11 protein-coding genes and 5 pseudogenes are annotated in these 13335 nt (G+C 49.1%); 9 read left to right on the top strand and 7 right to left on the bottom strand.

The annotated features are described in order from the left end of the window. Positions 1-54: 54 nt before the first annotated feature. The 5 genes from gcvPA to IPG31_08050 all read left to right on the top strand — a co-directional run bounded on the left by gcvPA (position 55) and on the right by IPG31_08050 (position 5318). Positions 55-1410, top strand: a complete 1356-nt coding sequence (gcvPA, locus tag IPG31_08070; GenBank protein ID MBK6618307.1) for an aminomethyl-transferring glycine dehydrogenase subunit GcvPA — start codon at positions 55-57, stop codon at positions 1408-1410. Positions 1411-1467: 57 nt separating this feature from the next. Beyond that, the gene (gene tpx, locus IPG31_08065; GenBank protein ID MBK6618306.1) at positions 1468-1962 is read left to right on the top strand and encodes a thiol peroxidase; all 495 of its coding nucleotides are present in this window, start codon (positions 1468-1470) and stop codon (positions 1960-1962) included. Between the two features lie 20 nt (positions 1963-1982). Then, positions 1983-3431 (top strand): aminomethyl-transferring glycine dehydrogenase subunit GcvPB, encoded by a 1449-nt coding sequence (gcvPB, locus tag IPG31_08060; GenBank protein ID MBK6618305.1) that lies wholly within the window; start codon positions 1983-1985, stop codon positions 3429-3431. A gap of 103 nt (positions 3432-3534) precedes the next feature. Next, positions 3535-4470, top strand: coding sequence for a carbohydrate kinase family protein (locus IPG31_08055; GenBank protein ID MBK6618304.1), 936 nt, complete (start codon positions 3535-3537; stop codon positions 4468-4470). A 47-nt stretch (positions 4471-4517) separates the two neighbouring features. Then, positions 4518-5318 (top strand): 1-acyl-sn-glycerol-3-phosphate acyltransferase, encoded by an 801-nt coding sequence (locus IPG31_08050; GenBank protein ID MBK6618303.1) that lies wholly within the window; start codon positions 4518-4520, stop codon positions 5316-5318. Positions 5319-5616: 298 nt separating this feature from the next. Here the strand turns inward: IPG31_08050 and IPG31_08045 are convergent, their stop codons facing one another. From IPG31_08045 to IPG31_08020, 6 genes and pseudogenes are all read right to left on the bottom strand, one after another. Then, positions 5617-5934 (bottom strand): DUF190 domain-containing protein, encoded by a 318-nt coding sequence (locus IPG31_08045; protein ID MBK6618302.1) that lies wholly within the window; start codon positions 5932-5934, stop codon positions 5617-5619. Between the two features lie 10 nt (positions 5935-5944). Continuing rightward, complete coding sequence (gene crcB, locus IPG31_08040) at positions 5945-6328, bottom strand: fluoride efflux transporter CrcB (protein ID MBK6618301.1); 384 nt, start codon at positions 6326-6328, stop codon at positions 5945-5947. A 331-nt stretch (positions 6329-6659) separates the two neighbouring features. Continuing rightward, complete coding sequence (locus IPG31_08035; protein ID MBK6618300.1) at positions 6660-7082, bottom strand: DUF4112 domain-containing protein; 423 nt, start codon at positions 7080-7082, stop codon at positions 6660-6662. Positions 7083-7490: 408 nt separating this feature from the next. Next, positions 7491-8471, bottom strand: coding sequence for an IS5 family transposase (locus IPG31_08030; GenBank protein MBK6618299.1), 981 nt, complete (start codon positions 8469-8471; stop codon positions 7491-7493). 324 nt (positions 8472-8795) lie between these two features. Beyond that, positions 8796-8933: pseudogene (locus IPG31_08025) on the bottom strand (cell filamentation protein Fic). Next, positions 8930-9643, bottom strand: a pseudogene (locus tag IPG31_08020) (AAA family ATPase). Before IPG31_08020 ends, IPG31_08025 begins: the two co-directional pseudogenes overlap by 4 nt. A 105-nt stretch (positions 9644-9748) precedes the next feature. Between IPG31_08020 and IPG31_08015 the strand changes: the two are divergent. The 3 genes and pseudogenes from IPG31_08015 to IPG31_08005 all read left to right on the top strand — a co-directional run bounded on the left by IPG31_08015 (position 9749) and on the right by IPG31_08005 (position 11688). Then, positions 9749-9987: pseudogene (locus tag IPG31_08015) on the top strand (transposase). A 94-nt stretch (positions 9988-10081) separates the two neighbouring features. After that, a complete protein-coding gene (locus IPG31_08010; protein MBK6618298.1) occupies positions 10082-11062 on the top strand; it encodes an IS5 family transposase in 981 nt (326 codons plus the stop codon). Positions 11063-11190: 128 nt separating this feature from the next. After that, positions 11191-11688 (top strand): annotated as a pseudogene (locus tag IPG31_08005) (transposase). A gap of 126 nt (positions 11689-11814) precedes the next feature. On the opposite strand, the pseudogene IPG31_08000 reads toward IPG31_08005, so the two are convergent. Then, positions 11815-11952 (bottom strand): annotated as a pseudogene (locus tag IPG31_08000) (thioredoxin family protein). A 638-nt stretch (positions 11953-12590) separates the two neighbouring features. Between IPG31_08000 and IPG31_07995 the strand changes: the two are divergent. Next, positions 12591-13283 carry a TIGR04283 family arsenosugar biosynthesis glycosyltransferase gene (locus IPG31_07995; GenBank protein ID MBK6618297.1) on the top strand — a complete coding sequence of 231 codons (693 nt, stop codon included), beginning with the start codon at positions 12591-12593 and terminating at the stop codon, positions 13281-13283. Positions 13284-13335 lie beyond the last annotated feature (52 nt).

The following is a 13335-nucleotide window of genomic DNA, read 5'->3' as shown; positions in this document are numbered from 1 at the left end:
TATGACTCCCGCCAGGCACCAGACAATTAAAATGAACTACATGAAATTATAAATATGCCATTTATTCCACACACTGAAGAAGATGTCAGCGCCATGCTTGCCAGTATTGGAGCTGATTCGATCGAAGAACTGTTTGACGAAATCCCTGCTGAATTGCGAACGGGCACATTGAAAAACGTGCCGCCGGGAATGAGCGAGATGGAAATCACGCGCCTGATGCTGGAACGTGCGCAGCAGGACGGGTTTTATCTCAACTTTATCGGTGCAGGCGCCTATGAGCACCATATTCCGGCGGCCGTCTGGCAAATCACGACTCGTGGGGAGTTTTACTCATCGTATACACCGTATCAGGCGGAAGCCAGTCAGGGTACATTGCAGCTGCTCTACGAATATCAAACGATGATGGCTTCACTGACTGGTATGGATGTCTCTAATGCCAGTTTGTACGATGGCGCCTCCGCACTTGCCGAGGCGGTACTGATGGCAGTACGCCAGCACCCTGCCTCCAGCAGAATCCTGATTCCACAAACAGTACATCCGATATACCGCAAGGTCGTGCATACCATTGTCAGAAACCAGTCTATCGAAATAGTCGAAATTCCATACGATCCTGCATCGGGGCAAACTACGCTGGCCCAACTTGAGGCAGCTGGTCAGATGGAGTTTGCAGCGCTTGTTATTCCGCAGCCCAATTTCTTTGGCATATTTGAGCAGGTTGACGCCCTGACAGACTGGGCGCATAGCAAGAACGCACTGGCTATTGCCGTTGTCAATCCGGTCTCGCTTGCCATGCTGACCCCACCCGGAGAATGGGGGGAGAAAGGTGCCGATATCGCCGTGGGAGAAGGTCAGCCACTGGGCATACCCTTATCGAGCGGTGGTCCCTACTTCGGTTTCTTAACCTGTAAACAGTCGCTGGTCAGACAGATGCCGGGCAGAATTATTGGACGCACCACCGACATAGAAGGCAAAGAAGGATTTGTCCTGACTTTGCAGGCGAGGGAACAGCATATCCGCCGCTCCAAGGCAACCTCCAATATCTGTACCAATCAGGGCTTGATGGTGACAGCAGCAACGATCCATATGTCGCTGCTTGGACCGGAAGGCCTATACCGTGTGGCCGCTCAGTCACATGCCAATACGCTGACGTTGGTTCAAGCGCTGATCTGTATACCCGGCGTGAAAAAAGCTTTCGACAGTCCATTTTTTCATGAGGCCGTACTCTCCCTGCCCAAACCCGTATCGGTCGTGCTGGACAAACTCAAATCTCACGGTGTACTGGCAGGCTATGCACTTGGAGCCAATTATCGCGAACTGGATAACTGCCTGATGATTTGTGCAACGGAGACCAAAACACCAGCAGATCTGGATAAATATGTTGAACTGTTTCGACAGTCGCTGGCCAGCTAGCTTGCTGATGGTGCATCGGTAATTTCTTAATTAATCATACTATCAAGGAGATTCATCATGGTTACAATGGGCGGAACACCAATCAAAATTGAAGGTATTTTTCCTCAGGTGGGTACCACAGCACCTGCCTTCTCACTGGTCAACCGGGATTTGAAAAATGTCACGCTGGCTGATTTTTCCGGCAAGAAAAAAGTGCTCAATATTGTTCCGAGTCTTGATACACCGGTCTGTGCATTATCAACCCGAAAATTTAATCAGCGTGCCAGCGAAATGAACAATACGGCCGTACTGATTATCGCTGCTGATCTACCGTTTGCCATGAGCCGTTTTTGTGATCTTGAAGGACTGGATAAGGTGGTACCGCTGTCTACCATGCGTAGTGCGCAGTTTATGCGTGATTATGGGGTTGCCATTGCAGATGGCCCTTTTGCAGGCATTACAGCGCGCGCGGTTATCGTGCTCGACGAAAATGACAAAATCATCCATGCTGAGCTGGTATCTGAGATCAAAAATGAACCCGATTATGATGCAGCCCTCGCTGCATTGAACTAACCACTATCCCCATTCATATCATGCTGATATTCGAACATTCGCGTCCGGGGCGATATAACTACTCCCAATCGCCAGCAACCCGTGCCATCAGACGTGACATACCTGATAATCTGCTACGCCAATCTAAGCCTTTATTACCAGAGGCTTCAGAGATGGACACAGTGCGGCATTACACACGGCTTTCGCAGAAAAATTTTTCGATCGATACCCAGTTTTATCCGCTAGGCTCGTGCACGATGAAATACAATCCGCGCGCCTGTAACTCATTGGCAATGCTGCCGCAGTTTCTCGCGCGCCACCCGTTGGCACCGGAAGATACCGGGCAGGGCTTTCTGGCCTGCATGTATGAGTTACAGGAAATTCTAAAAGATGTGACTGGCATGGCAGCGGTCAGCCTGACCTCTATGGCAGGTGCGCAGGGTGAGCTGATAGGCGTTACCATGATTCGCGCCTATCATGAGGCGCGCGGAGACACAGAACGTACGGAAATTATTATTCCCGATGCGGCACACGGTACTAATCCCGCCACAGCCGTGATGAGCGGCTACAAAGTGGTTGAAATTCCAACCGATGCAGAAGGTGATGTCGATATGGCCGCACTGAAAGCAGCAGTTGGACCCAAGACCGCCGGGTTAATGCTGACCAATCCTTCGACACTGGGTGTTTTCGAGAAAAAAGTAGCGGAAATGAGCCGGGTCGTGCATGCGGCTGGCGGCCTTCTGTATTATGACGGTGCCAATCTGAATGCCGTGCTGGGTAAGGTCAAACCCGGCGACATGGGGTTTGACGTTATCCATATGAATCTGCACAAAACCTTTTCTACACCTCATGGTGGTGGCGGACCGGGCTCTGCTCCAGTTGGCGTGGCTGAGCGTTTATTACCCTATCTACCGGTACCCTTCGTCACCCATGAAAATGGAATGTATCGCTGGTTGACAGAAGAGGATCGACCACAATCCATCGGCCGTTTATCCGCACACATGGGAAATGCTGGCGTATTGTTGCGTGCCTATATTTATGTACGCTTACTGGGTGCGGAAGGTATGCACCGTATTTCTGAATACGCCACGCTTAATGCCAATTATTTGATGGCCGAATTGCGCAAGGCAGGTTTTGAAATTGCTTATCCCACTCGTCGGGCCAGCCATGAATTTATCGTCACGACAAAAGATATCAAGGATAAAACCGGCGTGACCGCGATGAATCTGGCTAAAAGACTGCTGGACAAGGATTTTCATGCGCCTACCACCTATTTTCCGATGTTGGTGCCCGAGTGCTTGCTGATTGAACCTGCGGAGACAGAATCCAAGGAAACCCTGGATAGTTTTGTCAATGCGATGAAGGAAATTCTGGTTGAAATAGAAACCCAGCCAGACATGGTCAAGGGCGCACCCCATTTTATGCCATTACGTAAGCTGGATGAGGTTAAGGCTGCACGTGAGCCGGATCTGGTCTGGACGCCTGCCTGAGCACCTTGATCCACACTTCTTCTTCATTTTTTATGAACAGCCAAAGCTGATATCCGTTTTGGCTGTGTTTAACGCACTTCCAATTATTAGTAACTAGTTAATAATGCAAATACTTATTTGTGGTTCCATCGCTTATGACACTATTATGGTGTTTGAGGATCGATTTAAGAATCACATTCTACCTGACAGGATTCATGTATTAAATGTCGCTTTTCTGGTGCCGGAAATGCGTCGCGAGTTTGGTGGATGCGCAACCAATATTGCCTACAATCTGCGATTGCTCAATGCTGAGCCATTAATCATGGCCACAGTCGGTAATGATTTTCAACCGTACCACTATCGCCTGGAAAAACTGCAGCTGGCACAAACCCATATTCTCCAGATTGAAGATGCTTTTACTGCGCAGGCTTTTATTACCACTGATCTGGATGATAACCAGATTACTGCTTTTCATCCGGGAGCGATGAATTTTTCTCATCAAAACAGCGTAAAAGCAGCAACAAATGTCAGTCTCGGTATCGTTGCTCCCGATGGTCGGGATGGCATGATTACCCATGCGCGCGAATTCTATGAAGCCGGTATTCCCTTTGTATTTGACCCGGGACAGGGATTGCCGATGTTCAATGGCGAGGAATTACTGGACTTTATCGACAAGGCTGATTATGTTGCAGTCAATGATTATGAATCCCAACTGCTGCAAACGCGTACCGGGCTGAGTCTTGAAGCGCTGGCGACCAGGGTCAATGCATTCATCGAAACCAAAGGAGCGGAAGGTTCGGTCATTTATGCAAATGGTGAAAAACACGCCATTCCGGCGGTAAAGCCCCGAGAGATTGTCGACCCCACCGGTTGCGGTGATGCCTACCGAGCCGGCCTGCTATATGGCATAGCACATAAACTGGACTGGCAAACTACGGGGCAGCTTGCTTCCCTGATGGGGGCGCTCAAAATCGCACATCGTGGTGGCCAGAATCACGAATACTCGCGCACCGAAATCGAGAGACTTTATCAGTCAACTTTTGGTAATCAGCTTCCCTGAAATAAAAAATAACACTGCTTCATGGCTATCTATACCGGATAAAAGTCATCATTAACCTGATCCGTTGTGCCGGGTTATATTTCCGGCTAGGCCGATTATTTGTGCACCTTGCTGTCGGACTACTGAAATCATTTGTTTATCCCTATCTGAACAAAACCCGACAGCAACAGGTAGCCGCAAAGTGGGCGCAGCAGTTTTTGCGCATTCTGCATGTCGATCTGCGCATACGCGGCACGATACCATCATATAATCAATCGGTTGGGTTGCTGGTAGCAAATCATACTTCATGGCTGGATATTCTCGTATTGCTGACGGTCCTGCCTGTACGTTTTGTCGCCAAGGATGAAATTCGTGGCTGGCCACTGATTGGTGGGCTTTGTGAGCGGGCGGGCACCTTGTTTATTCATCGAGAAAAACGCAGCGATGCGTTGCGCGTTAACCGTCAAATTGCTGATTTACTGCAATCGGGAAGATTTGTTACTGTTTTTCCGGAGGGGATGACTGGCGATGGCACGGTTCTGCACCATTTCCATGCATCCTTGCTACAACCGGTGATTCATACCCAGACTCGTCTGTATCCCGTGGCAATTCAGTATTCGCTGGCAGATGACGGGGTCAGCCGTCATACAGCTTATGTGGATATTTCAATTTTTCAGTCATTGCTGAAAATCCTGCGTCAGCCATACACGCGAGCAGAACTGGTCTTCTGTGAGCCGATTGCCTGTCATAACCAGAATCGGCGAGAACTTGCGCGTCTGGCGGAACAAACGATTGCGCACATGCTGGCAGTCGAGATCAGGCACATGGAACCTGAAAAACCTTGCGATCTTCCAGGGGAGCCACAGTAAAACTCCCTTCCACAGACACAGCCCGCATCAAGCGAAATGAGATTGCGTTCCATGCGTAATCCTAAAACTGCCCCGTGACCAAACAGGATGGTGTGTGCTTTACCTGCATAACTTACCGGTTCGGTTTCGTCGATATCCTGAACAGATGGCGCGGTAGCCACCAGGGGGCACGCCGATCAGCACCAGTGCGACGGGTAATATTTCATTAATCTTGAGCGCAGCGCTGAAATCAGCCTTCAGCGGCATCAGTCAAAGGAAGACCGGCTCTGGGCGGATGCAGCAAAGTCAGTCTCTGACATCAGGGTTTCTCGGTCATGCCAAATTCGATCGGTGTCTTGATGTAAAAGACATGGATGTTTTCTTCCCGCAGACGGGAGAAAAATCGATCCGCATCCGCCGTGCTCATGGCGATCAGCACTTCAATGGGCTGGTCAGCCAATTCGAAAAAATGCGCCGCATGGAATTTTCTATCGTGACCAAAACCTTCGGTCGCAGCGATCAGGGTTGCGCCAGCAACGCCCAGTCTGCGCGCCTCCTGTATCAACCATTCACCAAGCGGCAGACTGCCGTGCCGACGGTCTTGCCGGGTAAAAAATGTCACTTGAAAACCCTGCATGTTTTTCTCCTTAGAATCGTTTCAGGAGGGCGACCGATGCCAGGCCGAACAGTGTCATCGCCAATGAACCTATAACATGAACGCCGATCGCGGCCGCCGCCCAGAGCAATCGCTGTTGCTGGATAAGCACGGTAACTTCTGCCGAGAAGGTTGAGAAAGTCGTCAGTCCCCCTAGAAAGCCAGTGATGACCAGGAGACGCCATTCAGGCGCAAGTGTGGGGTGATCAGCAAAGAATGCCAACGCCACTCCAATCAGATAACCGCCAATCAGATTCGCGGCCAGCGTACCGGCAGGGATCGAGGGGAATATTGTATTGAGCGATAACCCCAGGAGCCATCGAATCAGCGCTCCCAGCGATGCGCCCACACTGATCGCGAGAATTGAGTTCCACATAGCCTTATCCTTTCTGCTTATTTTGCCAAAGTCACGGCAATGTTATGGGAATATCTGAAAAACAAGTGTTCCGAACGCCAGGCGCCCAAAAACTGGTTACCATTTTAAATGGTGCCGCTGATTTTCATAAAGACAACCATTTTTCCCTGAAAACAGACCCGGTTAAATATTTATTTTCAAATTCCGGACAAAATAAGAAACCGATGTTCATAGGCGTCACCGTGGATGACATTAACAATGGCGGTCAGAAAGGTTGGGGGCCGCTTGCCAAAAAGCAAAAGCGCATGACGGCGCGCCCGCCACCCAATCACAAGCGGGGAATGGACGATCTTTACTGGTCGATCGTCACGACTTTCGGGTGGTGGCGATCAAGATGCTTTTTGAGAATCTGCAAATTCTTCGTATTCGACCTCCACAGAAAATCAAATGTATCACCCAGAACAGGAATGGCGCCAATAACCGTATCTGTCCCAATATTCATAGCCATACGTGTAAGCTGCCATCTGGATAGCCCGAGATTGCGTGCCTCCCAAACCATATAGGCACCGAGTATGGCGGTGATAGCATCGCCCACGGCCGGAACCAGACCGATGAGCGAGTCCAGCCCGACCTTGCGATTGATGATAGGAATGACAATCAGCCCTTCCAGCAGCCGTTCAAGCGCCTCAATGCGCGCACGCGTGGCAACGAGGTCTTTGCCCTCAGCCGACTGCAACTGATCTACTGTAGTAAATTCTTTGGTCTTTTGATTCATCAGAAGAAATCCTCCGCTGGATGGATATCGGAACGGAATTCGGGCGTTTCCAGCCCCCGCCCAGCCACCAAGGTTGTCGACATTCGGATTTTATAACTGTTTTCATCAAAACCTATGAATATTAATTTATGGCCACCACAGTGAGAAGTGGTCTCACAAATTCGGACAGTCAGATAAGTGGTAATCTTGCTCAACCGGTCAAGATAATTGTCGCCTGACCGGACAGGTTAATTGTCGTCTAATAATGGATAGGGCTGGCAATACGGATATTCAGTTAGGGAACCTCTGAAAAACAAACATTCTGAACGGCAGTCACTCAAAAACTAGCCACTATTTTCAAATAGTGACGCTGATTTTTATGAAAACAGCTATTTCTCTCTGGAAACAAGTCCATTTACTGGCTTGTTTTCAAATTTCAGACGCAACAAGGCGTCGACGTTCATAGGCGTCACCACGGATGACGTTGGCAATGGCTGTCAGGAAGGTCAAACGGGCCGCATTTTTGGCCAGGCCGCGATAGCGATTTTTAGCATACCCAAAGCGGATTTTGATATCCCGAAACACGTGTTCGACTTTGGCGCGGCGTTTCGCCAGCTCACGGGCGGCACCGCGCAGTAGTTGAGCCGCCCCGGAATCGTCTTTCGTGAGCCTGGCCAGTTTGCCCGGACGCATCGCGATCACGCAGGCTGGAGGGCTTTCCGCCGGCATCTCCGGGCGTTTATCCAGCCCCTGATATCCGGCATCGCCATGAACAAACTGTTCCTCGCCATGCAGCAGGGCGGCGGCTTCGGCAACGTCGCTGACATGCCCCGAGGTTACTTTGAGCGTATGCACCAACCCGGTTTCATGATCGACGCCGATATGAAACTTGCTGCCGAAAAACCATTGATTGCCCTTTTTGCTGGAATGCATTTCTGGATCACGCGACCGGCTCTTATTTTTGGTTGAAGTCGGCGCGGCAATCAGGCTGGCATCGACGATGGTGCCGGCTTTCAAGAACAACCCACGCTCACCCAGCGTTTGGTTGATGACCTGGAAGATCTGATCCATTAACCCGTGTTTTTCCAGTAAATGCCGAAATTGCAAAATGGTGCTTTCATCCGGCACGGCTTCCAGACGAATGCCGCAAAAACGGCGCAGTGATTCAATCTCATACAGCGCATCTTCCATGCCCGGATCGGAATAGTTGTAGATAATTTGCGCAACATGCGCGCGCAGCATCAATTCCAAGGCAAATGGTTTGCGGCCACGCCCATTGCCTGGCGCATAGTGTGGTTCAATAACATCAATCATAGCCTGCCAAGGCAATAATCCATCAAGTTGATCGAGAAACTTCTCGCGGCGCGTGACTTTGCCCTTATTGGCGTATTCGGCATCAGCAAAACTCATCTGTTGGTAAGGTTTCATGAATAGCTTCTCGAAAAAGTTTGATGCAGAATTATATTACTTGCGGGGAATTAATCAGAGGTTCCCAAACCGGTTAAAAATGTTGGGGTTCGTTGCCTCACCCCAACCTACGGCCCTCTTGCGGTAAACTTCGTGGAGAATATCACGACTGCCGTCTTTTTGTTCAGACACTAAAATGGGGCTTTCGCCATCATTCATGAAACAAGTGCAACGATCAACCTTATAACTGAATAAATGAAATAAGTTGCCAAGGCTGCGCGAGAAACGCCGCTCGCGGATATCTTCCAGCAGCCGCTCGAAATAATCCTCGCCCATGAGCTTTTGTGTCAACCAGATGGTTTTGCCTTCGTAGCAGGCTTCAATACTCTGCTCACCGGCCTGACCGGTAAAGATCAGGAACTCGGCAGTGCTGTTGCGGATGAATTTGTTGCTGCCGTCAGTCATGGTGCAGCCCCTGTCTCGCCAATACTTTTCAGCAAAGCTGAGTACTGCGCGTTGTCCACTTTTAGCTTTTCAATGATTTGCTGCGCAGCAGTCAGCATTTCCGGTACTTCAACAGGTGTTGAGCCGCGCTCGAATACTCCGCATAAATGGGAATATTCGTTATTGATTCTGTCGGTTAAAACGGCGGGAATGTTTTCTTCACCAAAGAAAAGGCGTAGCGTCTTTTCGGTCATTCCCTGATCAGGGTATTTGTAGTACAAGTAAATCTCGAAAAACTTCCTTGCGTTATTTCCGAAGTTGTAAAACGTTACATAATTCGTGTCGTCTATAGCTTTTATAGAAGCGCACTTATGAATCTGATGAAAGAGGTAGTTGAATTCAGTTACATACTCTTTCAGATAATTTGGCATTACACACAGAGTTGAGTGGCTATGCTTCCTTTCAACAATCAAGTGTTGATACCGCTTTTTCTCTTCCTTTTTGCGTTCGTCTTGATGTGCACCAGGTAGTCGTTTCAAGTATTTCAGAAAATCTAAGTTGTGCGTTGATACAAACAACTGCTCGAATCTTCCGCCGGAAACGATCTCAGCGTTTAGCAGACTGTAAACAAAGAAGATATGATTCCCGTCGAGCGAGGATATGGGGTCGTCAATCCAGATAATGGGCTTTGAGTCCCTGGTATCGATATCATCGAGTTTTGCTAAAAAATAGGAATTACGGTGACAGTTTACTAAATATACTAATTATGCTACGCTACCAGCATGACATAATTAGTATATTTAGTAAACTGTCACCGTAATTTCACCGTAATTTGCGGGCCGCGTATCATCGTCTTCGACTATCAAGCTGGCCGTAGCGGTCAGCATGCGCGGCACTTTCTGCAAAATTGGCAAGGACACCTGATGGTCGATGACTATGCTGGGTATAAAGCACTTTTTCCACAGCCACATCGCCTTGCGTCGAATTGGCGTGCTGGGCGCATGCGCGACGCAAATTCTTTGACCTGTACCAGGCCAATGCCAGCACGATGGCATTGGCAGCGATACAGCGCATCAGCGTCTTATAGGAACCTCTGATTAATTCCCCGCAAGTAATATAATTCTGCATCAAACTTTTTCGAGAAGCTATTCATGAAACCTTACCAACAGATGAGTTTTGCTGATGCCGAATACGCCAATAAGGGCAAAGTCACGCGCCGCGAGAAGTTTCTCGATCAACTTGACGGGTTATTGCCTTGGCAGGCTATGATTGATGTTATTGAACCACACTATGCGCCAGGCAATGGGCGTGGCCGCAAACCATTTGCCTTGGAATTGATGCTGCGCGCGCATGTTGCGCAAATTATCTACAACTATTCCGATCCGGGCATGGAAGATGCGCTGTATGAGATTGAATCACTGCGCCGTTTTTGCGGCATTCGTCTGGAAGCCGTGCCGGATGAAAGCACCATTTTGCAATTTCGGCATTTACTGGAAAAACACGGGTTAATGGATCAGATCTTCCAGGTCATCAACCAAACGCTGGGTGAGCGTGGGTTGTTCTTGAAAGCCGGCACCATCGTCGATGCCAGCCTGATTGCCGCGCCGACTTCAACCAAAAATAAGAGCCGGTCGCGTGATCCAGAAATGCATTCCAGCAAAAAGGGCAATCAATGGTTTTTCGGCAGCAAGTTTCATATCGGCGTCGATCATGAAACCGGGTTGGTGCATACGCTCAAAGTAACCTCGGGGCATGTCAGCGACGTTGCCGAAGCCGCCGCCCTGCTGCATGGCGAGGAACAGTTTGTCCATGGCGATGCCGGATATCAGGGGCTGGATAAACGCCCGGAGATGCCGGCAGAAAACCCTCCAGTCTGCGTAATCACGATGCGTCCGGGCAAACTGGCCAGGCTCACGAAAGACGATTCCGGCGCGGCTCAACTACTGCGCGGGGCCGCCCGCGAACTGGCGAAACGCCGCGCCAAAGTCGAACACGTGTTTCGGGATATCAAAATCCGCTTTGGGTATGCTAAAAATCGCTATCGCGGCCTGGCCAAAAATGCGGCCCGTTTGACCTTCCTGACAGCCATTGCCAACGTCATCCGTGGTGATGCTTATGAACGTCGATGTCTTGTTGCGTCTGAAATTTGAAAACAAGCCAGTAAATGAGCTTGTTTCCAGAGAGGAACGGCTGTTTTCATAAAAATCAGCGTCACTATTTGAAGTAGTGGTCAGTTTTTGAGTGACTGCCGTTCAGAATGTTTGTTTTTCAGAGGTTCCTATACGCAATCGAAGCAGAAGGCAAAGACCTGAGCATCGAAGATCGCCTGCAACTGCGGGCAGACAGAAGCCTGCCCGCACTGCATGCATTGCATGACTGGCTGATGCAAACCCGTAGCCAGACCGCAAATGGCGGCGGCTCCGCCAAAGCACTCGACTATACCCTCAGACGCTGGCCAAGCCTCATCCGCTACGCACAAACCGGCTTTCTTCCGATCGACAACAACCCGGTGGAGAACACCATACGCCCGATTGCAATCGGCAAAAAGAATTGGCTATTCACCGGATCGGAACGTGCCGGTCAACGCGCCGCTGCCATTCAAACCTTGTTCGGTACCGCGCAACTCAACAAACTCGATCCCGCCGCATGGCTTGCAGACACACTCGCCAAACTACCCACCTGGCCCAATAACCGCATCGATGAATTGCTGCCACTTACACCAGCGTTCATTCAATCACTTAAAGATAGGTGGGAGCGCTGGACGGTTACGAAATAACGGTTGCTCTTAAGGGTTGAATTTTAGTTTTCATCATTTTCCTTACGTTACAGTGAAGTTCTTATGTTGCGGCTCATGTATTAAATGCAGCACCCCGCTACAAGCGCGGGGAATTGCTCGCAAAAATTAATATTTTTTTGCTGCACAAGGATTTTTAGCGGCGCAGGGATTCTTGGCCGCGCAAGGATTCTTGGCGCTACATGGGTTCATGGCTGCACATGGATTTTTACCAGCGCAGGGATTTTTGCCAGCGCAGGGATTTTTCATATCACGCTGATGCTGTGCTTTCGCTTTTGGCGCGCACGGATTACTCTCGGCAAATGTTGGTGTACTCATGGAAATTGCCATCAAACTGGCTAGTACGGAAGAGGTCAAAAGTTTTTGACGTTTTTTCATTATCAGTTTTCCTAAAGTTAAGTTACGGGATGAAACAAACAGCCAGCAATGCCGACTCAAAACAAACAAGAATCCGGCTCAAAAATATCCTAATTCCTGCAATTTAGTCGAAGGTAAATGGATTTCATTACAACACAACGTAACTTTTTAAAAAAAGACTGATCTTTCTTTAGTCGATTACGTGCTTATCCAAGTATTTTCAGCAGTCTGTCGATCACTGCGAGACGGTTATGAATGTAAGGAATTTTGTTTGTTATCGACTAATGGTTAATTCATTCGATGTTGGGTTCATTTGCTTACTGGGATTGAGCATGGCTATCGGGCACACTAGGCGCGCTCAATAATCAATTGCAACACCTAAGAGAGGTTAAGGAGTTGGGATGGACAAAATAGAAAAGCAATTTGGGCCATGCGCCGTGCCTTTGGTATTGATCCAGATTCTTTATACTGCCAATATGGAACAGTCACGACACACATTAATTTTACTCAAGTGAAGGAAATAAAACATGCCTGGCGTTAGCGTCATTATTCCTTGTTACCATGATGAAGTGAGATTGACGCATTTACTTAACCAATTGCATAAACTGCCAAATCACCCATTAGAAATTATTGTTGTCGATGGTGCAGATAGCAGGGAATGTCGTGAAATTTGTGATCAGTATCGCGTTTTTTGGCTGGCGAGTGAACCCTGTCGGGGGCAACAATTATTGGCCGGGGCTGCCTTAGCGCAAGGTGATGTCCTATGGTTTTTACATGCGGATGCCCGTTTGCCAGCAGATCCACTGGCAGCAATAACAGCAGCTTTTGAGCAGGGGGCAGTGGGAGGGTATTTTCGTTTCCATTTTGACGCCCCGCGCACCTTGTCAACACTTGTTTTGGAGCTCGCTATTGCCTGGCGGTGTCGTTTAGGTGGCGTTCCTTATGGAGATCAGGGACTTTTTATCTCGCGGCAGACTTATTTTCAAGTTGGAGGTCATGCTCCCTGGCCCTTATTCGAGGAAGTACCTCTAGTGCGTGGTGCACGTTGTATGGGGAAATTTCTGCCATTAAGCGAGCCCCTGTTTGTAGATTCTCATCGTTGGCAGCGTGATGGCTGGTGGCGACGTACCTGGAATAATCGTAAATTGGCATTGGGTTTTGCCTGTGGCATTACACCACATGATTTGGCATCAATTTATCACTCTAAAGGGCACCCCTAAAGTCTTTCAAGAATTACCAAAGCGTACCTGTAACTTCAATCATAAGGAATAC

The sequence above is a fragment of the Nitrosomonas sp. genome (assembly GCA_016703745.1).
GTDB lineage: Bacteria > Pseudomonadota > Gammaproteobacteria > Burkholderiales > Nitrosomonadaceae > Nitrosomonas.
Note: the sequence above shows the minus strand (reverse complement) of the source record. Positions and strands in the feature narration are given on the sequence as shown.

What these genes read in the sequence shown, in the direction of transcription:
- gcvPA (MBK6618307.1), top strand. Translation starts at nt 55, where the DNA reads ATGCCATTTATTCCACACACTGAAGAAGATGTCAGCGCCATGCTTGCC.
- tpx (MBK6618306.1), top strand. Translation starts at nt 1,468, where the DNA reads ATGGTTACAATGGGCGGAACACCAATCAAAATTGAAGGTATTTTTCCT.
- gcvPB (MBK6618305.1), top strand. Translation starts at nt 1,983, where the DNA reads ATGCTGATATTCGAACATTCGCGTCCGGGGCGATATAACTACTCCCAA.
- IPG31_08055 (MBK6618304.1), top strand. Translation starts at nt 3,535, where the DNA reads ATGCAAATACTTATTTGTGGTTCCATCGCTTATGACACTATTATGGTG.
- IPG31_08045 (MBK6618302.1), bottom strand. Translation starts at nt 5,934, where the DNA reads ATGCAGGGTTTTCAAGTGACATTTTTTACCCGGCAAGACCGTCGGCAC.
- crcB (MBK6618301.1), bottom strand. Translation starts at nt 6,328, where the DNA reads ATGTGGAACTCAATTCTCGCGATCAGTGTGGGCGCATCGCTGGGAGCG.
- IPG31_08035 (MBK6618300.1), bottom strand. Translation starts at nt 7,082, where the DNA reads ATGAATCAAAAGACCAAAGAATTTACTACAGTAGATCAGTTGCAGTCG.
- IPG31_08030 (MBK6618299.1), bottom strand. Translation starts at nt 8,471, where the DNA reads ATGAGTTTTGCTGATGCCGAATACGCCAATAAGGGCAAAGTCACGCGC.
- IPG31_08010 (MBK6618298.1), top strand. Translation starts at nt 10,082, where the DNA reads ATGAGTTTTGCTGATGCCGAATACGCCAATAAGGGCAAAGTCACGCGC.
- IPG31_07995 (MBK6618297.1), top strand. Translation starts at nt 12,591, where the DNA reads ATGCCTGGCGTTAGCGTCATTATTCCTTGTTACCATGATGAAGTGAGA.